The sequence below is a fragment of the Pseudomonadota bacterium genome, from assembly GCA_023229365.1.
In the GTDB taxonomy this organism is placed as follows: Bacteria; Myxococcota_A; Polyangia; order JAAYKL01; family JAAYKL01; genus JALNZK01.
This window is the reverse complement of sequence record JALNZK010000070.1, coordinates 1-20,583: the sequence shown is the minus strand read 5'-3', so window position 1 is coordinate 20,583 and position 20,583 is coordinate 1. Positions and strand designations below refer to the sequence as shown.

Annotated in this window: 13 protein-coding genes; 2 read left to right on the top strand and 11 right to left on the bottom strand. The window is 70.2% G+C overall.

The window, feature by feature from the left end; all coding sequences use genetic code 11:
• Window positions 1-105: 105 nt before the first annotated feature.
• Genes M0R80_21340 through M0R80_21330 form a run of 3 tightly spaced genes read right to left on the bottom strand, consistent with a single transcriptional unit; the run spans window position 106 to window position 1,512 of the window.
• Complete coding sequence (locus M0R80_21340) at window positions 106-954, bottom strand: IS3 family transposase (protein MCK9462179.1); 849 nt, start codon at window positions 952-954, stop codon at window positions 106-108.
• 29 nt (window positions 955-983) lie between these two features.
• Window positions 984-1,277, bottom strand: coding sequence for a transposase (locus M0R80_21335; GenBank protein ID MCK9462178.1), 294 nt, complete (start codon window positions 1,275-1,277; stop codon window positions 984-986).
• Between the two features lie 25 nt (window positions 1,278-1,302).
• A complete protein-coding gene (locus tag M0R80_21330; protein ID MCK9462177.1) occupies window positions 1,303-1,512 on the bottom strand; it encodes a hypothetical protein in 210 nt (69 codons plus the stop codon).
• A 97-nt stretch (window positions 1,513-1,609) separates the two neighbouring features.
• On the opposite strand from M0R80_21330, the gene M0R80_21325 reads away from it, so the two are divergent.
• Window positions 1,610-2,869, top strand: coding sequence for a hypothetical protein (locus M0R80_21325; GenBank protein ID MCK9462176.1), 1,260 nt, complete (start codon window positions 1,610-1,612; stop codon window positions 2,867-2,869).
• 9 nt (window positions 2,870-2,878) lie between these two features.
• Here the strand turns inward: M0R80_21325 and M0R80_21320 are convergent, their stop codons facing one another.
• From M0R80_21320 to smc, 5 genes are all read right to left on the bottom strand, one after another.
• On the bottom strand, window positions 2,879-4,981 hold the full coding sequence (locus tag M0R80_21320) for a hypothetical protein (protein MCK9462175.1): 2,103 nt from the start codon (window positions 4,979-4,981) through the stop codon (window positions 2,879-2,881).
• A 271-nt stretch (window positions 4,982-5,252) separates the two neighbouring features.
• Window positions 5,253-5,960 (bottom strand): 16S rRNA (uracil(1498)-N(3))-methyltransferase, encoded by a 708-nt coding sequence (locus tag M0R80_21315; protein MCK9462174.1) that lies wholly within the window; start codon window positions 5,958-5,960, stop codon window positions 5,253-5,255.
• Window positions 5,957-6,817, bottom strand: a complete 861-nt coding sequence (locus M0R80_21310) for a 50S ribosomal protein L11 methyltransferase (GenBank protein MCK9462173.1) — start codon at window positions 6,815-6,817, stop codon at window positions 5,957-5,959. Before M0R80_21310 ends, M0R80_21315 begins: the two co-directional genes overlap by 4 nt.
• Before the next feature lie 10 nt (window positions 6,818-6,827).
• Window positions 6,828-12,275 carry a hypothetical protein gene (locus M0R80_21305; GenBank protein ID MCK9462172.1) on the bottom strand — a complete coding sequence of 1,816 codons (5,448 nt, stop codon included), beginning with the start codon at window positions 12,273-12,275 and terminating at the stop codon, window positions 6,828-6,830.
• Between the two features lie 64 nt (window positions 12,276-12,339).
• A complete protein-coding gene (gene smc, locus M0R80_21300) occupies window positions 12,340-15,927 on the bottom strand; it encodes a chromosome segregation protein SMC (GenBank protein MCK9462171.1) in 3,588 nt (1,195 codons plus the stop codon).
• Between the two features lie 236 nt (window positions 15,928-16,163).
• Here smc and M0R80_21295 point away from each other — a divergent pair, with 236 nt between their 5' ends.
• Entirely contained in the window at window positions 16,164-16,949 is a 786-nt protein-coding gene (locus M0R80_21295) for a 1-acyl-sn-glycerol-3-phosphate acyltransferase (protein ID MCK9462170.1), read from the top strand.
• Between the two features lie 224 nt (window positions 16,950-17,173).
• On the opposite strand, the gene yihA is transcribed toward M0R80_21295, so the two are convergent.
• The 3 genes from yihA to M0R80_21280 form a co-directional block, all read right to left on the bottom strand.
• The gene (gene yihA, locus M0R80_21290) at window positions 17,174-17,791 is read right to left on the bottom strand and encodes a ribosome biogenesis GTP-binding protein YihA/YsxC (protein MCK9462169.1); all 618 of its coding nucleotides are present in this window, start codon (window positions 17,789-17,791) and stop codon (window positions 17,174-17,176) included.
• Window positions 17,788-19,365: a murein biosynthesis integral membrane protein MurJ gene (murJ, locus tag M0R80_21285; protein ID MCK9462168.1), complete on the bottom strand. Its 1,578-nt coding sequence runs from the start codon at window positions 19,363-19,365 to the stop codon at window positions 17,788-17,790. Before murJ ends, yihA begins: the two co-directional genes overlap by 4 nt.
• A 57-nt stretch (window positions 19,366-19,422) precedes the next feature.
• Window positions 19,423-20,583: hypothetical protein (locus tag M0R80_21280; protein ID MCK9462167.1), on the bottom strand; the 1,161-nt coding region annotated here is incomplete at its 5' end.

The following is a 20,583-nucleotide window of genomic DNA, read 5'->3' as shown; positions in this document are numbered from 1 at the left end:
GAGCCGCAGTTTGCGCGCCTTGGGGAACCGCTAACAAGGTCAGCGCTAAGCTAAGTGACAAGTGATAAGGTTTGACCGTAGTGCCCCCCGGAAAGCAAGACACGATCAAGCGGCTTTGAGTGCGGCACTCGCGTCCGCGAATTCTTTCGGCGTGGCGTAGTCCAGCGCCGAGTGGATACGGTCGTTGTTGTAGTAGGCCACGTAGTTCTCGATGGCCTCGCGGGCCTCGGAGACCGTGTCCCAAAGATTCGGCCAGACCTCTTCCTCCTTGATAGTGCGGATGACTCGCTCGACGAAAGCGTTGTCGTCGGGCGCGTTGTAGCCCGTGTACTGGCCTTTGACGCGGACGCTGCCGAGGTACTCGACGAAGTCCTTGGAGCACGGCTGAGAGCCGTTGTCGCTGCGCAGCGTGAGCGCGCGCGCCGTCTCCTCCGTGATTCCGCGTTGCTCGATGGCCGTACGCACCGCGGCGATCCACTCCCGTGCCCGACAGCGCCGGTCGAGCGTGTAGCCCGCGATCTCCCGCGTGAAGCAATCGATGACCACCACGAGAAACAGCGGCGTCAGGTCCGAGAGCTGGAAGCTGGTCATATCGACTTGCCAGAACTCGTTCGGGCGCGTGGGGCGAGCCTTCTCCACGTGATGGGGCCTCGACGGCCGGTGCCAGATCCTCGGGCGCGAGAGGCCCTCGTCCCGCATGATGCGGCGCACGGTCTCTCGACTGACTCGGACGTCGAAGCGGCGACGCAGCAATACCCGGACGCGCGGATGACCGAACTGCTTATGGCGAGGCTCGTCACACAGCGCTCGCACCTTGTCGCGGAGCTCCGGAGCGCTGGAAACGGGACACCGCCTGGCGATCTCTTCCGCGCTCTTCCGCTGCCGCGGCGAAACCCAGCGGGCAACTGTCGCCGGCGGCTCATCGAAAGCTACTGCGAGACGGCGGATGCTCATGCCCGATTCCTCACGCGCCTGCCGGACATCTACTCGAGGCCTCTGTTTTTTTTTAAGATCCGGATCGCCAGAGCCTGATCACCGGCGAGCTGCTCCAGGTCGGAGACCTTCTTCGACAGTCGCTCGACCTGCGGGTCCGTCTTGCCGACTGGGCGCCCCATTCCCGCGCGGAGGATCTCCAGCGCGCGGTCCTTCAGCTTGTACGCGTACGTCGAGCTGAGATCCCACTTGCGGCACACCTCCGCGTGGGAGAGCTTCCCCGAGATCAGATCGAGCGCGATTTCCATCTTCTGCTCATCCGTGAACTTCGACGGCTTCGGCATGAGGCACCTCTCGCGTGAAACCGTATCATGTCGGTCTCACCCTTTCAGGTGTCTCGCCTCCTGAGGGGGCCAGTATGTTGACCCCGCTCAGTCCGTAGCTCTCCCCCCCGCCGGCGCGCGCGAGCACGGCGAACGCGGCGCAGAGCACGGTCAGCACGACGAGGCAGACGAGCGCGGCGCGCAAGGCGCCGGCATCGCCGGGGGACGCTGGGACGTTCTTCTCGGTTTTTCGCATGGACGGATTCTACCCGTTCGGGGCGGGCGCGCCAACGGTTCGTCCGCCGTGCTATACTGGACGCCTGGCTGTAACAATGCTCTAGGAGGTTTGAGCCATGTTTGCCAAGACCCTCCTCTTTCGCCTCGCGCTCGCAGCTGTCCCGCTCGGCCTCGTCTCCTGCGACGAGGTCGACGAGCTCGACGACCTCTCGGATCCGGACGCTTCGGCCGATGCCGACGCGGATTCCGATGTCGACGCCGACGCGGACGGCGATACGGATGTCATCGTCGATCCGGACCTCGTCATCGACTGCCCGTCCGCGGGCATCGAGGACTGCGGCCCCACGGACGGCATGGATCTCCTGCGCGCGGAGCTGCTCCCGGACCTCGGCGGCGCGGTGACCTTCGTCGACGCGGCGTTCAACCCGGATCCGGAGAGCCCGTTCGACGTCGCGGTGCTCGCGGACGTGGAGCCCGGCGACGCCAACCCGTTCCAGGTGCTGCTCCTGTTCGAAATGTCGGAGGCGGCCGAGTCGATGGATCACCCTTTGACGATCGCTCAGCTGCCGAGCGGGGGCTTCGACACCGCGCTGGGCCAGAGCCTCGCGCCCGGGAACACGGCGGGCTCGTCGTGGCACTTTCTGGCGACGATCTGCTCCGGCGAGGGCGATCTTTTCGATGAGGACACGTGCGCCCTCGCGGGTTTGAGAAAGGACGTGGAGCCCGAAGTCGGGTTCGAGGTCGTTTATCCGTACGTGCTGTCCTCTGGCCTTCACGGGGCCACTGTTTTCGGGGGAGGCGTGTGGTTCTACGGAAGCGAGCTCACGTTCACCGACTGGGATTGGAGTCTGTGGTACACGCTCTTCATGGCCGATCCGGGCCGGGATTTCCGAGCCGTCTGGTCGAGCGGCGGCGACTCGTCGCGCGTGGTCGTCGTCGGAGACAAGGGTTCCTTCCGGGAGTCCGACGCACCCCTCGTCGGGCCATGGGACTTCGTCGATGCGGGCACGGAGGCGGATCTCTTGGCAGTGGACGAGTGGTCCGGGATCACCGCGGCCGGCGGCGAGTCCCAGACGCTCGTGGTGAAGGACGGCGACGAGATCCAGATCTGTCCTGCGGGCGAGGAGACCATCACCGCGGTCGCGTGGGTGGATTGGGAGCCGCCCGGTCTGGCCCGCCTCAAGGTCGGCACCGACACGGGCACGATTCTCGACGTGCACACGAGCAGCGCCCAGGGGTCCACCTGCGTGCAGACCGGCTTCGGCAGCGCGATCCTCGACCTCGAGGTCGCGACGGTCGGCGAGCAGAAGTACATGCTCGTGCTCACGGAAGAGGCACTCGTCTGGCAGATGGAGACCTGGAGCGAGGGCGACTGATCTCCTCCCCTACAACAATCCGGGTTCGTACTGGAATCCGACGACGTGTTTCCCGGCAGGGCAACGAACGGACTTGAACGTACCGAAAAGGAGCTCGAGCTTCGCCCGGTCGCCGTCGACACGGGCCCTCCAATCCGGATCCCAGTTATCTATGAAGCTCACATATCCAGCTGTCGACATGACGACATCGACAACCAGCTCTTCGGCCCGGTAGTCGCGGTTCTTCGCCGTTCCGTCGAACCGTTTGCTGTCGTGAAGGAATTGATCGATTCTGTCGAAGGATATGCGTGACGACAGGAACACCCTCTTTCCGCCTCGCACTCCGAGCAAGATATTCCTGCTGGCGGCCTCCTTCTTCGCCTTCTTGAGGAACTGCGCGTACCTGTCGAAGTACCAGTTGGGGAATATCCCGGTGTTGAAAACCGGGGTCGGCTTCGTCGACAACCACGCCCCGGTGAAGACGCGTCGTTTCTCGAGCGACGCTCGACACATGGTGTCGGCCTTCAGATTGGGGCGGGTCGACGGAATGGGGCGGTCGGGTCTCGTCCAGGTTCTGGCGCCGACCGGGTGCATCTCTGCTGCGGAGGTGAGGACCAGCAGAGCGGAGCATCCCCACAAATACAGCGGTCGCCTGTTCCAACGGACGCGCCCGAGAAACAGCGCGAGGAGGATCGCCGAAATGGCGGCGACGCCCGTGTAGATGAAGTGCACTTCCCATCCCGCGAGGTGTTTCGCGAACTTCACCCAATACGCGTCGTGCATTCCGTTGGTATGGAGATGCAGCTGGATCGCCAAGACGGCGAGATAGATCGCCATCAACACGATCGCCTTGAGGACGCGGCGGTCTCCTCGTCGATGCGGGGTTTCGAGACAAGCTTCGAAGGATGAGTACGCCTTGGACAGGAGCAAGGCGATCAGCGGGACGAGCACGATGTTGAATCGCCCCCAGACCCGCAAGGCGGCGAAACCCGGAAAGTGTTTCCACAAGAACATGAAGAGAAAGGACTCGCGACCGTAGCTGATGCAGCTGACGATCGCGATCCACGACAGGAGGAGCCCTGCGCCCCATCGGCTCGACGCCACTCCCGTCTCCCGAGAGCTGCGCGAGAACAAGTGCACGGCATAGAACAGGATGATGAGCAATCCCGTAATGCCGAAGAAGTACCAGCCCTCGAACTGGGAGAACGGCGGATACACGAGAGAGCCGACGGTGTCCTCGAAATCGAAGTTGTGGGAGGTCGAATACTCCAGGCTGTGCCCGCCGCGGTCCACGGTTTGAGCCATCAGGTTCGTCATCTTGCGGAGATACAAACCGACAGGCGCCGCGGCGACGGCGAGCACCGCGGCCAAGGTGACGACACCGGCTCTGATGTCAGCCGTTTCCATCCCGAGGAGACCGCGGCGCAGCGCGGGAACGAAATGGATGAAGAAATAGGGAACGAAAAGGAATACAGAATAGAAAACGAAATAGGGATATCCCGCGGTGCACAGGCAAAGCACATAGAAGACGAGCAGCGAGGCCTGTCCGATGCGGGGCTTCCACGAGACATCACGCATCGCCTGGGTGATGCCGAGCAGTATCCACGGGTACCACGCTGCGGTGTGAACTGCGTTGGGGAGCCGAAGGATCTCGCTGAACTTGAAGCTCACGCCCATTATCAGCGCGGCGACAAGCGCGGCGCGCGCGGGTATCCCGAGGCCCGACAGCCACTTGAACAACCCGAGGCAGAAGATGGAGACACCAAGGACGGTGAAAATCTGATGGTCGTACTCGCTGTACCCTCCGAGCACCTTGTACCATCCGACGAGCACGGCGTTGAACGGGTAGAAGGTCTGCGAAAACGGGCTCGAATAGAACGGGTATCCCGCCGCCTCGGCGGGCGACCATAGGGGAAAATGACCATGGGCGAGGTTGGCGAGAAGGTGGAGTTTGTACGTATAGAATAGTCCGTAGAAATCTTGGCCGATGACGGTGCACGTGCCGTTCGTTGGAATGAAGTAATTATAGAAATAGACGAACGGCCACATGAAGGCGACAAGAGAAATCCAACCCTTCCGTGTGGGACTCAGGTGCTTCTTGATTCCACGAAACGTGCCGTTGTCATTCGACATTCTAAGCTTCAAACCCTGGAAGTCCGCAGCCAAGAACCACGCGGATCGGCAGAACGATGGCTGTTCGAACACGACTACGCCCCGGGTGCGCGTGTTTCTGCCTGCTCTTGCTAAAGAAACGAAGGCAGCATAACGCCGAACGACGAACCGGTCAACGCGAGGCGGAGAAACATCCATGCAACTGAATGGATCCGGCGTACGTGACGGAGAGTGGTCGGAAAACACGGTCCAGATGTGGAGCTGCGTCTTCTGACCCAGCGCAGCGCCCGCCCTACCCCAGCGCGTCGACCGCGAGCACGGCGGCGGCGATCGCGGCGGTCTCGATCCTGAGGATGGTGCCGCCGAGGCCGACAGGCAAGAAGCCGAGCGCGGCTGCGAGCTCCAACTCCTCCGCGGTGAAGCCGCCCTCGGGGCCTATCGCGATCGCGATCGACTCCGCCGAGCCGCACGCGTCGGCGAACCGGATCCGGTCCGCCCTCGGATCGAGGACGAGCTTCGCCTGTGCCTCGACCTCTCGCAGCGCCTCCTCGAACGGCGTCAGTGGATCGATCTCGAGCGGCGTCCCGCGCCCGCACTGGCGCACCGCCTCCCCCGCGATGCGCCGCCACCGCGCGAGCTTCGTCTCCCCCGGCGCGACGACCGATCGCTCGGCCGCGACGGGCGTGAACCGCGCGATCCCGATCTCGCTCAGCTTGCGGATCATGTCGTCCGCGAGATCCCGCTTCGGCACCGCCGCGAGGACGTGCACCGCCAGCACCGCGCTCGGCGCGTCGACCGTCTCGAGCACCTCCGCGACGACGGCGTCCGCGCGGATCTCCCGGATCGCCGCCTTCGCGCGCCGGCCGTCCACCCTGCCGACGAGCTCGAACGAGTCGCCGACGCCGCACCGCCGCACCGCGACGAGGTAGTGCCGCTCGTCCCCGCGGATCTCGACCGTCGCCCCGGGTGCCGGCACCGCCTCGGCGAGGATCCGGATCACGGCGCGCGCCGCAGGGCGAGGGCGGCCCAGCCGTCCAGCGCGGTGGACGCGAGCCGCTCGAAGCCCGGGAAGAGCGCGGCGCACGCGTCGACCTGCTCCTCGAGCAGCCCGCTCAGGAAGAGCTCTCCCGAGGGCGCCACGCGCGCGCGGATGTCCGCCGCGCACTCCCGGAACGCGGCGAGCTCGATGTTCGCGAGCACGAGCGGAAACTCCTCCGGAACGTCGCGCGCCTGGCCGGATCGGGGCTCGACGGAGCCGCCGACGCCGTTCGCCGCGGCGTTCTCGGCCGTCGCGATCACGGCCGCGGGATCGATGTCGATCGCGAGGGCGCGCTCGGCCCCGAGCTTCACCGCCGCGATCGCGAGCACGCCGGAGCCCGCCCCCACGTCGAGCACCTCCCCCGGCAGGCCGCGCTCGATCGCCCGCCGCTCGAGCAGCCCGAGGACGAGCCGCGTCGTCGCGTGGCCGCCGGTCCCGAACGCGAGCCCCGGATCGATCACGATGACCGCGCGATCCCCGGCCGGGACGCGCATCCACGGCGTCACGACGAGCAGCCGCTCGAGCTCGACGGGCTTGAAGAACGCGCGCCAGCCCGAGCTCCAGCCGTCGTCCGCCACGTCCATCGGGATCGCCTCGACGCCGTCCTCCGCGCGCGCCTGCGCCGCGCGGTCCCTGGACTTCGGGTCCGCGAACCCGGCGACGAGGCAGACGGCGCCGCCCTCTCCCGCGCCGGTCATCGTCGTCCGGTCGCGCTCCTCGATGGCGGTCGCGCCCAAGGAGACCAGGCGATCGATCTCGGTCTCGGCGCGATCCTCCGGCACGAGCACGGACAGGCACGGGGTAGCGTCTCGAACCATCTCTGTCGCCCTACCTTCCGTCGCGCCGCAGGAGCGCGACGAGCTGCTCGGCCCGCTGGCGTTCGTCGGGATCGAGGCCACCGAGCACGGCCTCGAGCATCTCGGCGATGTCCTCGGACGGCCACGAGCGCACTCGCGTCAGCGCCACCGCGAACTTGAAGACCCGCGCGGGGTCGAGCGGCCTGTCCGGCGCGACGAGGCCGTAGCGCTCTAGGTACTGCGCCGTGGCCGCGTGATCGCCGGCCGCCGCCGCGCAGTCGGCGAGCCCGAGGAGGACCTCGGGGCTGTTCGGCGCGACCTCCTCGGCGGACGCGAGCCACTGCTTCGCGCGAGCCGCATCGCTCGATTGCGAGAGGTACAGGCGCGCCGCCTCGACGAGGCTCTGCGCGCGCATCTCCCCCTCGTACCGGAACGCGAGCCGGCACATGTCCTCGGCCGCCCCGAGGGGATCGCCCTTGCGGGCGCGGGTCTCCGACAGGAGCCGCAGCGTCTCGGTGTCGCCGTTCGAGATCTTGTCGGCCCGCTCGAGCCGCGCGAGCGCGGCGTCCAGCTCGCCGTGCCGCATGTGCGCGTGCCCGAGCCGCCTGAGTATCGAAGGGCGCACGCCGTCCACCGCCCCCGCCTCGGCGAGGCGCTCGCCCATCTCGAGGACCGCGGCGTCGTGCTCCTCGCCGACTGCGAGGCGGAAGAACCCCTCGACGCCGGCGGCCGAGGCGGGCTCCCGCCGCACGACCTCGAGGTACGTGTCCCGGGCGGCGTCCACCTCCCCCTTCTGCTCGTGGATCTTTGCGCGCCAAAGCGCCACGTCCTGCCGCCACGGCCCGGACGACAACGGCGCGAGGTACCTTTCGAGATCCGCGAAGCGCTGCCGCCGGAAGGCGAGCCCCGCGAGCTTCGTGTTCGCCGCCTCGTTCGCGGGATCGGCCGCGAGGACCTGGGTGAGCGCCGCGAGGGCCGCGTCCTCGTCGCCGAGCTTCTCGTCGTAGATCGCGCCGAGCGCGAGGCCGGTCTGCACGACGTCCGACGTGGCCGCGGCGAGCCTCAGGCGCTCCTCCATCCGGGCGGCGAGCGCCTCCCACTCGCCCCGGCGCTCGAGGAGGCGGACCAGGCTCTGCCACGGGTCGGCGGCCTGCGGCGCGACGTGCAGCGCCTCGGTGAGGTTCGCGATGGCGTCCTCTTCGCGCCCGTCGGCGAGATCGAGCCGGGCGCGGGACTCGAGCACGCCGAGGTGGTCCGGCAGATCGAGGAGCTTCTCCTTGCCCTCGAGCGCCGCGAGCCGCTCCTTGAGCTCGGCGCGATCCTTGACCGGATCGAGGAGCTTCACGAGCTCGATCACCGCGCCGACGTCCTGCGTCTTCTTCGTCGCGCGGCGCCAGAGATCGCGGGCCGTGACCTTGTCGCCGGCGACGGTCGCCAACCTGGCGGCCCGCTCGATGCGCTTGATGTCCGACGCGGGATCCGCCGCAAGCTCGACCGCGATCTCGGCCGCGGCGCCGGGCCGCCCCCTGGCCTCGAGCAGCGTCATCAGCTCGTCCAGCTCCGCCGCGCTCAAGCCCCCGCCCTCGCGCGCCTTCAGCATGTCCGCCATCGCGCCGTCCTCGTCCCCCAGCCTGGCCCTCCGGATCGCCGCGCGCCGCCTGTACAGCTTGGTCCCGTCCTCGCCGACCGTCCTCTCGATCGCGGTCGAGAGCATCGCCTCGGCGATCTGCCACGCCCCCTCGGCGGCCGCGCGCTCCGCGGTCGCGAGCACGAGCGGGGTGCACAGCGGGTACATCGCGGCGGCGGTGCGGAGCGACTCGAAACCGCGCGGCTCCTCCTTGAGCCCACGGCGAATCGCCTCCCGCGTGCCCGCGACGTCGTTCACCTCCCACAGCGCGCCGGCGAGCACGAACTGCCACCGGCCGCCCTCCGCGGCGGTCGCCAGATCCGCACGCCTCTCGACGCACTTCAGGGCCGTCGCCCCGTCCCCCGCCTCGCGCGCCGCCGCGAGCGCCGCGTCGACGAGGCGCCGCCGCTCATCCGATCCTTTCGACAGATCCGCGGCTCCGAGCAGGCGCGCGGCCGCGTCGCGGGGCCGCCCGAGGTCCCGCCACAGCGCCTTCGCGAGCCGCTCGAGCCGCCCGATCTCCGCCGCCGGATCGTCCTCCCGGAACGACTCGAGGGCGCGCACGAGCTTGGCGAACTTCTTGGACGACTCGAGGCGGGCGATCAGGATCCTCCGCGCCTCGGTGTCGACCGCGGCGATCTCCTCGAGCACGGAGATGCACCCGTCCGGATCGCCGCCGTTCCACAGCGCCTCGGCCAGCATGCGCCCGGTCTCCGGATCGCGGGACACCTCGAACGCGCTCTTCAGGGCGTCGATCGCCTCGTCCCGCAGCCCCTCGGCCAGGAAGTAGTCCGCCGCCCGCCGGAGATCCGCCGCGCGATCCTCGGTCCGGCCGGCGTCCCGAACGAGCGCCCGGGCGAGCGCGCCGCGATCCCCTCCCCGCTCGAGGATCGCGACGAGCGCCTCGCGGATGGGACCCGACGCCGGAAAGCGCTCCGCGCCCGCCTCGAGGAGCGTTCGCGCTCTCGCCAGATCGCCGAGCCCCTCGGCGGCCACCTGCGACGCACCGAGGAGCAGCCGCTCGGCGTCGGAATCCTCGGCGTTCTCGGCGACGCGCTCCAGCATCCGCACCGCCTCCTTCGGCCGGCCGAGGGCCAACGCCGATCTCGACGCGATCTCCGCCGCCCGCGGTCGCATCGAGGAGGCCCCGGATCCCGCGATCGTCGCCGCCTCGAGCGCCCCTTCGGCGTCCCCCAAGGCGAACGCCGCCTCCGCTTCGCCGAGCGCCGCGCCGCCGTCGTCGGCGCCGGCCGCCTGCGCACGCGCCGCGGAGAAGAAGTGCCGCGCTCCCGCGCTGTCCCCGACCTCGGCGCTCCACCGGCCGAGGGCGAGCAGCGCCCCGCCCCGCTTGTCGTCGGGCAGATCGGGGAGCGCGCCGCGCAGGGCGGCTGCCGCGCGATCCTTCCTGCCGAGCGCCTCGAGGATCTCCACAGCCCGCAGCGTCGCGAGCGCCGCGTCCGTGCGCCGGCCGGCGTTCGCATGGATCTCCGCGAGGGCGCCGAGCTGCTCCGCGAGCTCCTCCCGACGCCCGAGCAGCTCGAGGGCCTGCACGAGGTCGACGCGCGCGTCCGGGAGATCCGGCGCGTCCGCCACGCACCGCTTGAGCCACACCACCGCCTGGCCGAGATCGCCGTGGCCCTTGAGCTCGCCCCCGCCGATCTCGCACGCGTAGGCCGCGCGCTTGCCCGGATCGGCCTCGAGGTGCCACGCGTCCGCGAGCGCCTTCTTCAGTCGATCCCGATCCCCGGCGGCGCGGCACGCGGAGACGAGCGCCTCGAGCACGTCCACGCGATCCGGGTGCTTGCGGCGCGCCGCCTCCAGCGCGCCGATCGCGGCCGCGACCTCGCCGACCTCGAGCCGCGCCCTCGCGAGCGCGAGCGTGTGCTCGACGGAGGGCTCGTCCACGGCCGTCCGCTCGTGCAGCGCGATGAGCTCGCGGCTCCTCCCGAGCTTCGCGTAGATCTCGAGGAGCAGCCCTCTCGCCTTCGCCTCGACCTCCTTCTTGCGCCCGGCCCGTATCGCCCAACCCTCGGCGGCCTTCGCGTCGCCGACCCGCTCGTAGAGGAGGCGCGCCAACGAGAGCGCCGTCTCCTCCCACGCGATGCCGCCGGCCCCGGGCTCCGCGGCTCGAAGCGCCGCCTCGAGCTCGACCGCCGCCTCCGCGTAGTGTGCCGTGCTCTCGAGCGCCTCGGCGAGCCGGACGCGCAGCCGGGGCGCGCCTGCCGTGAGCTCCAGCGCCTCCTTGAACCGCGCCACCGCGAGCGCCGGCTCCTTCGCTTTGAGCCAGATGTCGCCGATCGCCGCGAGCGCATCGGCGGCCGCCTCGAGGTCGCCCGCTCCGCGCGCGCTCCGCTCGAGGCCGTCCAGGAGCCCGACGGCGCGCCGGTTGTCCCCGAGCCGCTCGAGCGCGCGGGCGAGCCCGAACGCGGCGCCCCTCGCGCCGGGGTCCGCGAGCGACGCCCGCTCGAATTGGCGTGCCGCCCCCTCGGCGTCGCGGAAGCGCTCGAGCAGGATCTCGCCGACGACGATGTGGGCGCGCGCGCGGTCGGCCGGCTCCCTGTGGACGGCGATCCACCTGTGGACCAGCCTGTCGAACAGCTCGCGCGACTCGAGCCGACCGGCGGCGGAGATGAGCGCCTCGAGCGCCGCCGGATCCTCGCGCCGCACCGCCAGCGCGTCCTCGAAACGCCGCGCGGCAGACTCCGGGTCGCGCGCGACGAGGAGGTTGCCGAGGCGCATCCCCGCGGCGTACCGCTCGATCTCCGTCGAGGCGTCGAACAGCACCTCGAGCGCCTCGATCTCCGCGTCGCGATCCTGCGCCACCGCCGCGCCATGGGCCGCCACCGCCGCGAGATCCGTCCGCCGCGGCGCTCTCTTCCGCGCGTCGTCCACGAGGGAGCGCGCCGCCGCGCACAGCGCCGGATCGGCGACGTCGAGGGAGGCGAGGCGCGCCATCGCGGCGGGGCCCAGCGACTCGTGCCCCGCGAGCCTCGAGTAGACCGCTCGCGCCTCCTGGAGCGCACCCTCGGCGAGCAGGCCGTCCCCGTCGTTCAAGAGGCGCCGCTCCTCGGCGCGCTTCAGCAGATCGAGATCCGCCGCGGCGATCGGCGCCGGCACGTCGTCCTCGCACTCCCGGGATCGGAACTCCACGGTGACGCGGCTCGGGGCGGTCTCGATGCGCGCGAGCGCGACACCGGAGCAGTCCGGGATGCGCCACCCGCGAGGCGGCAGGAGGGCCATGAGCGCGCCCCTGAGCGGATCCGCGATCCGCGCGACCGCGCCGCGGATGGAGAGCCAGTCGAGGGCGCCGAGGACGGCGAACGGCGCCCCCGCCAGCGGGCCGGGGAGCGGTCCGTAGCACCGCGCCTCGTCGACGGCGAAAGCCACCTCCGCGTCCCCGCGCAACGGCACGAGCCGAAAGCTCAGGGGCACGCGGTGGGTCGGCGGGCCGAAATCGACGAGCACGGTCACCGCCTCCTCCGACACCGACGCTCGCAGCCCGCTCACCCAGGGGCTCTGCGACACGCGCGCCGCGGCCGCCGCCGCGAGCTTGGCGACGCTCGCCGACATCTGCAGCCGGTGCAGGCGGAGCCGCCGGCTCCTGAGCCCCCGGATGCCGCCGCCGACGTCGAACGGGAACGAGAGGTTCGGGATGCTCATCTCGAGGAGATCGAGATCCGCGAGCTCGGAGATGGGCTGGTTCTCGAGGCGCAGGAGCGCGCGCCCCCGGTCGAAGCGCAGGGAGAAGCCGTCCGGACGCTCCTCCGGGCCGCCGCCGCCGTCGCGCGGGGCCGCGCCGCCCGGGCCGCGGTTCCTGTCGCTGCTCTCGAGGAGCTTCAACCGACGCTTCATCCCACACCTCGCCGAGGGGCCGTCCGACGGCCCATGGTACCATCGACAGGGCGCTGGGGGTCTGTCAAGCGCTCGCCGCGGCGGGGACCGCGTGGACGAGGCGCACGGAGACGAGCTTGGACACGCCCGGCTCCTGCATCGTCACGCCGTAGAGCGCGTCGCTGCCCTCCATCGTGACCTTCGAGTGCGTGATCACGATGAACTGCGTGCGCTCGGTCAGCTCGCGCACCATCTCCACGAAGCGGTTGACGTTCGCCTCGTCGAGCGGCGCGTCGACCTCGTCGAGCAGGCAGAACGGGCTCGGCCGGTGCAGGAAAATGGCGAACAGGAGGCTCACCGCCGTGAGCGCCTTCTCGCCGCCGCTCATCAGCTCGATGTTGCCGAGCTTCTTTCCGGGCGGCTGCGCGATGATGTCCACGCCGGTCGCGAGGAGATCGTCCGGATCCGTGAGCGCGAGGCGCGCCTGGCCGCCCTTGAAGAGCCGCGGGAAGATCTCCTGGAACTTGGCGTTCACGCTCTCGAACGTCTCTTTGAAAAGGCGCCGCGAGTCGCGGTCCATACGGGAGATGGCCGCCTCGAGGTCGACGAGCGCCTGCTCCACGTCCTTCTTCTGGAGGACCTTCTCGTCGTAGCGCTTCGCGGTGTCGGCGCACTCCTCGATGGCGCCGGGGTTGATGGGCCCCATGCGCTCGATGAGCCCGTGCAGCTCCTCGATGCGGGACCTCACCTCGTCGCCCGGGAGGGGGCGCATGTGGTAGTCGCCGAGGATGCGGAGCAGATCGACGTCGTACCGCTCCGCGACGCTGTCGAGCAGGTACGCCACTTCCATCTCGGCCTGCTTCTCGTCCAGGCGCAGCGCCGCGACCCGCGCCGCGAGCGCCTCGGCCCCCTGCCGCTTCTCGCGGAGGAGAGCCTCGTTCTCCTGGGTGCCGGCCTGCGCCACGTCCAGAGCGCGCGCGAGCTCGTCGGCCACCGCGCCGAGCCGTGCGGCGTCGTCGAGCCTCGCGGCGAGCTCCTCCTTGTCGCGCATCGCCTTGCCCGCCGCGCGCCCCAGCTCCTCGGCGCAGTCGGTGCGCCGGCGCGCCATGCGCCGCAGGCTCTCGTCGAGCTCCTCCCGCAGCGCGTCGATCTGCGACGATCTCTCCACCGCGGAGCGGTGCTGCTGCTCGAACTCGGCCTGCCGAACGCGCGCGTCGGTCACCGCGGCGGCGAGCGTGTCGGCCTCGGCTCGGTGGATCTCGATCTGGCGCCCGTGCTCGGAGATCGAGATCTCGAGCGACGCGATCTCCCCCTTGGCCTCGGCCATCTGCGCCGCCACCTGATCCCGATCCTCGCGCGTCTGCGAGAGCTGCTCCTCCTGGAGGGCGACCTCCCGCTCGATCGCCTCCCTCCTCTGGCGCGCGGCCTCGACGTCCTCCGTCGCGCGGATCTGATCCTTGCGCATCTCCGCGAAATGGATCTCCTGCTGCTTCACCTCGGTCTGGGCCCGCTCGGCGGCGTCCCGGTGGCCGAGGAGCGTGGCCTTGACCGAATCGAACTCGGCGTCCAGCGCCGCGTGCTTCGCCGTGAGCGCCGCCACCTCGCGCTCGAGATCGCGGATCTCCCGCTTCTGGCCGAGCAGGTCGGCGCCGACCGAGGACGGCCTGCCGCCCCGCATCACGCCCCGATCGTCGATCACCTGGCCGTCGAGCGTGACCAGCGTCGCGCGGCCGCCGTTCGCCTCCCACAGGCGCAAGGCGTCGGCCGACGAGCGCACGATCCAGACGTTCTCCAGCATCCGCCGCACGAGTTGGGCGATCTCCGGAGCCGCCGTCAGCACGTCGTGGAGCCGCGCGATGATCGCCGGGTCGTCGAGCGCCGCCGGCACGTCCCTTGCCGCGTCGAGGCCGCGCACCGCGAGCGCCGTGACGCGCCCGAGGTCCCGCGCCTTGAGCCACTCGAGGAGCTCGAGCCCGCCCGCCGCGTCCGACGCGACGAGCGCCTCGATCCGCTCGCCGAGCGCCGCCGCCAGGGCGACCTCGTACTCGGCCGGGCAGTCCACGAAGTCGACGAGGAGGCCGGCGAAGGGCGCGTGGTCTCCGTCCCTGAGCGCGGCGACCGCCTCGCGCACGGCGCTGTCGTGGCGCGCGAGGCCCTCGTGCATCTCCGCGAGGGAGTCGAGCCGAGAGCGCTTGCTCTGGACCTCGTCGCGCGCCGCGCGCCGTTCGGCGTCGCAGACGTCGAGCCTGCGCCGCAGCACCTCGTAGGCCTCGGTCTCCGCCGTCACGGTCTGCCGCGCCGCGCCGAGGGAGGTCGCGGCGGCGGTGGTGCGCTCCCCGAGATCGACGACCTGCCCCTCCAGCCCCGCGATCTTCGCGTCGAACTGCCCGCGCTCCTCGCGCATCGTGCCGAGGCGGAGCTCCGCCTCCTCGACCCTGAGCGAGAGGCTGTCGAGCGCGCTCTGCGAGGCCGCGGCCCGGGCGCGCGCGCGGCTCAGGTCGTCCCGCGCGGCGTCGTACGACTTCCCGATCTCGGCGAGCCGGCTGCGCGCGGTCGCCGCCTGCCGCTCGACGTCGTCGCGGCGCGAGGCGGTCACCTCGGCGTCGGCGGTCAACGCGCCGAGCCGCTCGACGAGCGCCCGCCGCTCCTCTTCGAGCGCCGCCATCTTGCCGAGGATCTCGGTCTCCTGCGCCGACATCGTCGCCTCGTCGCGCCGGATCCGGCCCATCGTCTCGACGAGGTGGCGCACCTCGCCCTCGACGGCCTGGATCGCCTGGTTCACCTCGAACACCCGGCCCTTGGCCTCGTCGAGCGCACCGCGCGCCGTCGACTCCTCGACCTTCCGCCGCTCGACGTCGGCCTCGGACGCGACGAGCGCCTCGCGGCCGTCGCGCGCCGAGATCTCGGCCTCGCCGAGGGAGGACGCCGCGACCTGGGCGAGCGCCCGGAGCTCGAGGTACCTGTGGCTCGAGAGGTAGAGCTCGAGATCCCGCTGCTCGCCGGCGTACTCCCTGTACCGCTCCGCCTTTCGCGCCTGGCGCTTCAGGTTGGCGAGGTTGCGCTCCATCTCCACCACGACATCGTTGATCCGCAGGAGGTTCTGCCGCGTCAGGTCCATCTTGCGCGCGGCGAACGCCCGCGCCTTCTTGAAGCGCGTGATCCCGGCCGCCTCCTCGATCATCGCGCGCCGGTCCTCGGATCTCGAGCTGCAGATCAGCCCGATGCGCCCCTGCTCGATGATCGAGTACGCCCGGGCGCCGCCGCCGGTGCCGAGGAAGAGGTCGGTGATGTCCTTCAGGCGGCACGGCGCCTTGTTGATGAAGTACTCGCTGTCGCTCGTCTCGCCGCGGTAGAGGCGTCGCGTGACCGCGACCTCGGGGTAGTCCGCGTACGCCGGGTCCGAGAGGCCGTCGGTGTTGTCGAACGTGATCGTGACCTCGGCCACGGACTGCGGCCCGCGCGACTCGGAGCCGTTGAAGATCACGTCCTCCATTCCCCGGCCGCGCAGGTTCTTCGCCGAAAGCTCGCCGAGCCCCCACCGGATCGCGTCGACGATGTTGCTCTTCCCGCAACCGTTCGGGCCCACGACCGCGGTCAGCGACTGATCGAAAAGGATCCGCGTGGGATCGCAGAACGACTTGAACCCGCTGATCTCCAACCGTTTGATTCTCATAGCATCCTCACACCGGGGCCACCCCGCCGCACCAGGCGCCGCCCCATGGCCGCGGCAACCTAGCAAACCACGCGTTACAGCACAATACCCTTTACTGCCATACAAGTATGGCAGGCGGCATATGGCCACTTGGAGGTATGGTAACGCAGCCGGACGCGGTTTGCCAGCGGTTTCCGGTCGCCCCCGACCCCCAGATAGCTCTTGACCTGCGCGCCCTTGCGGCTCTACCCAAGGATATGACCTCGACCCCGCACATCGACGCCGACTCGCCGGAGTTCCCGGGCGATCCGACGCCGCAACCGCCGTTCGGGCTCCGGGACAGCCTGCGCTCCGCGGCGCTTTGGTCGATCGGCGTCCCGCACCTCGCCGCCTGGGCCGCGTTCGCCGTGGCCGTGTCCAAGGTGACGGACATGCGCAACATCGATCCCGTGTTCAAGCTGATGTGCGACGCGGTGCTCGGACTTGCCGGGATTCGGCCATCCATCGTCGGGCGCGAGCGGATCGACGCGGCCGCGACCTACGTCTACGTGATCAACCACGTCAACATTTTCGACATGTTCATAATCTACCGGGCGATCCCGGGCTACATCCGCTCGCTCGAGCACGTCGACCACTTCTCGTGGCCGATCTTCGGGCCGTTCATCACGGCGGCCGGGCAGATCCCGGTCGATCCGAAGGACGCGCGGGTCACGGCCAAGGGGCTCAAGCGCGCGGTCGAGATGCTGAACGCCGGGGTGTCGATCGCGGTGCTCGCCGAGGGGCAGCGCACGCTCGACGGTAGCGTCGGCCGGTTCTACCCGGGCGCGTTCCGGCTCGCGATCCAGGCGAAGGTGCCGGTCGTGCCGATGGCGATCCGCGGCGGCCGTGCCGTCTCGCGGCGCGGTGAGTGGCGGATCCGGCCCGGCAAGATCGAGATCGCGTTCGGCGATCCGATCCCGTCCACCGGCCTCGTGCTCAAGGACGCCCCCGCGCTTGCGGATCGCTGCCGGGAGGCGGTGATCGATCTTTTGCATAAGCGCTGATTCGCCGACTCGACCCCGAGCGGGTCCAGGAAAGAGGGAATCGGAGGGGAACGGCCGAGCGCCATCCAACCAACGGACAGAAGGAGACTTAAGGAGGACCCGCGACTCGGGTGCAGCCCGCTCCCCTCCGACCCACTCCTCTCTTATGCAAGGTGCGGGCCAAACGGACTCACCCTGGGTCGATTTCTATTTTTCGTCGTAACTCCGGCGAATTCGCCGATCCGTCAGGCGGGCCGAGTTGTGCCAGTTGTGCCATGGCCGCAGGCGTGGGCCACGACCTCGCACAGCCTTTCGATGCCGGTCAGATCCTCCGCGCTCGTGCCGATCACCTCTACCCCGGTCTCCTTGCGCAGCCTCTCGAGCACGAGCTTGCGCTCGCTCTTCTTCAGGCGGTCGATCTTCGTCGCCACGAGCGCGACCGGGATCCTCCGCACCGCGAGGTACTCGAGCAGATCCCCCTCCTCCTCCTCGAGCCCGCGGCGCGAGTCGACGAGGAGCGCGACGAGCACGAGGGTCGGGCGATCCGCGAGGTACCCCTCGAGGAGGCCGCCCCACGCGCGGAGCGCGGCCTTCGACATCTTCGCGTAGCCGTAGCCCGGCAGATCGACGACGTAGAGCGTGCCGCCGTCCGAGAGGCGCGCCTCGGCGTGGAAGATCTTCCGCGTGCGGCCCGGCGTCGCGCTGACCTTGAACAGCCCCCGGCGGTTGGTGAGCGCGTTGAGCAGGCTCGACTTGCCGACGTTCGACCTGCCCGCGAACGCGACCTCGGGCAGGGTCGGCGGCGGCAGCGCGTCGAGCTTCCCGGCCGAGCACACGATCGCGGTCTCCACGATCCGGATCATCTCTTCCTCCGACGCCGCACCGCCGCGGCGAGCTCCCCGAGCTCCGTCACCCGGAGCAGCCGCGCCGCGGCCATGTAGACGAGGACGCCCGCGACCACGGCCGCCGCGAGCACGGCGAGGTTCCGCGGATCGTTGCCGCCCTTCTCCCACCGCCCGAGCAGGGCGAGCCCGTATATTGCGCCTCCCATGGGCACGGTGGCGAGGAGCATCTTGATCCACGACTCCAGCATGTCGGCCAGCCCGAGCCTTCCTATCTGCAGCCGCAGCACGATCAGGAGCCCGACGGCCTGGACCGTCGCCGCGATCGACAGCGCCATGCAGAGCCCCACGTGGCCGAAGAGCCGCATGAGCGGCAGGGCGCTCGCGACGAACGCCGCGATGTTCGCGAACGACATGACGACCGGGACCCGGACGCGCTCGAGCGCGTAGAACACCGGCACGGTCTGGCGGAGGAGCGCGATCGAGCAGATCCCGGCGGCCATCCACCGCAGCGCCGCGGCGGTCTTCACGACGTCGTCGTGCTGGAACAGCCCGCGCTGGTAGAGCACGGTCATGACCGGCTCCGCGAGCACGATGAGCGCGATCATCGCCGGCGTGGTGACGAAGAGCGCGAGCCGCAGCGCGTGCGTGTACACGCCCTTCATCTCCTCCATCTCGCCCTTGCCGCGCAGCGCCGCGAGGCTCGGGAGCGCCGCGGTGGAGATCGCCATCACGAGCACGGCGAGCGGGAACTCCATGAGCCGCGCGGCGAACTGGATGTACGTCACGGCGCCGTGACCGAGGGTCGAGGCGAAGGAGTTCGAGATGAAGAGGCCGACCTGGTACGCCGCGGCGCCGAACACCATGGGCAGCGTGATGCGCAGCACCTTCCGCAGGCCCGTGTTGGCGAGGTCGAGCGTGGGCCGGACGAGCAGCTTCAGCTTGTGGAGCGGCGGGAGTTGGATGACGAGCTGGGCCACGCCGCCCACGAGCGTCCCTATCGCGAGCGAGAAGATCGGATCGAGGCCGAGCGCGGGCAGCGACGTGGCGAGGCCGACGGCGCAGCCGATGGTCGCGAGGTTGAGGAGGAGCGGGGAGACCGCGCTCGTGAAGAACCTGCCGGCCGAGTTCAGGACGCCCATGGCGAACGCCGTGAGGCTCACGAACAGGACGTACGGGAACATCCACCGGGTCAGGGAGGTCGCGAGCGCGAACTTGTCCGGGTGCTTCGCGAAGCCCGAGCCGGCGGCCCACGCCAGCCCCTGCGCGCCCGCCATCCCGGCGACCGTGACGAGCGTGAGGAACAGGATCGCGAAGCCCGCGGTCGCGCGGACGAACCGCTGCGACTCCGCGAGATCGCCCTTGGCCCAGGTCTTCGAGAACACCGACGTGACGGAGATCGAGAACGAGCCCTCGGCCGTGAGGCGCCGGAACGAGTTCGGGATCATGAAGGCGACCTGGAACGCGTCGATCGCCTCCTTGGGGAAGGTGGCGGCGATCACCGAGTCCCGCACGAGGCCCGTGATCCGCGACGCGAGCGTGCCGACGCCCACGATCCCGGCGCGCCGCGTGACCGCTCGGTTCCCGTCGTCCATCCCACTGGAACTAGCAGAATCGGGCGTGAATTCCGAACAAACGGCGGGACGCGGAGCTCAGTCCTCGACCTTGTTCAGCATGGCGCGGACGACGCGCTCGCGGTGGGGATCGACCTTGCCCGCGAGGCGCGCGGCGCCCCACGCGGCGATCAGCTCGCCCTCGGTGCCGAGCCCGCACACGACCTGCGATCCCGCGAGGACGAGCCCCTTGACGCCGGAGCGGTACGGCAGCCCCTCGACCCCGAGATCGCCGCCGGGCGGGGCCACGCGCAGCTGCCAGCGCGGCACCTCCTCGGCGCGGGGCACGGGCGGCGCGGGGAGCTTCGAGCTCTGCGTGAGATCCGTGGGCCCGAACCCGTCGAACGGCGAGTGCACGGCGCGCAGGTAGTTGTCGAGGAACGGGACGAGCCACCTGAGCCTGTCGAGGATCGCGTCCCTGAGCGCGCCCGTCCTGAGCGACTCCTCGCCGCCGGGCGGCACGACGCAGGCGACGTGGATCGCGGCCTTGCCCGGGTCCTCCTGCGGGATCACCTCGAGCCTGAGGAGCGCGTCGCCCGTCCCCTTGCCGGTCGATACGAACGCCGTCTGCGCGAGCCCGGCCGGCACGGCCTCGGCGTCGAGCCCGAGGTTGACGGCGTACCCGAGCGACTGCTCCGCCGCCTCCTCGGCGAGCACCCGGAACCGCTTCGGCCACTCGCCCGGCGAGATCATCGGCGCGAGCTCGCGCGGCGTCAGATCGGTGAGCACCGCCTGGCACGGGTGCGGCTCCTCGCGCCCGGCGACGCGCACCGCCTTCACGCGGCCCTTCGAGACGACGATCTCCGTGGCGCGCAACCCGGTGTGCACGTCGCCGCCCTGCGCGACGATCCGGTCCGCGAGCAGCCGGCGCAGCCCGTCGCGGCCGTCGTCGATCGCCATCGCGCCGAACAGCCAGCCGCCGGTCTGCCGGGCGACCTGGAACGCGCTCGCCGCCCTGCCCGCCGCCTCGAAGCGCGCGGGCGCCGAGAGGATCTCCTCGAGCGCGGGGCTCGCGCCGAGCGCGGCGAAGACGTCGGCCGCGGGGTTGCCGCGGAACGGGTTCTGCACCTCGGCCCGCGACAGCTCGCGGCGCTCGAAGAACGACTCGGCCGGCACGACGAGGTCCGCGCCGAGCAGCTTGTCGAGCTCGCCCATGAGCCGCCCGAGCCCGCGCAGCACACGATCGATCTCCTCGACCGA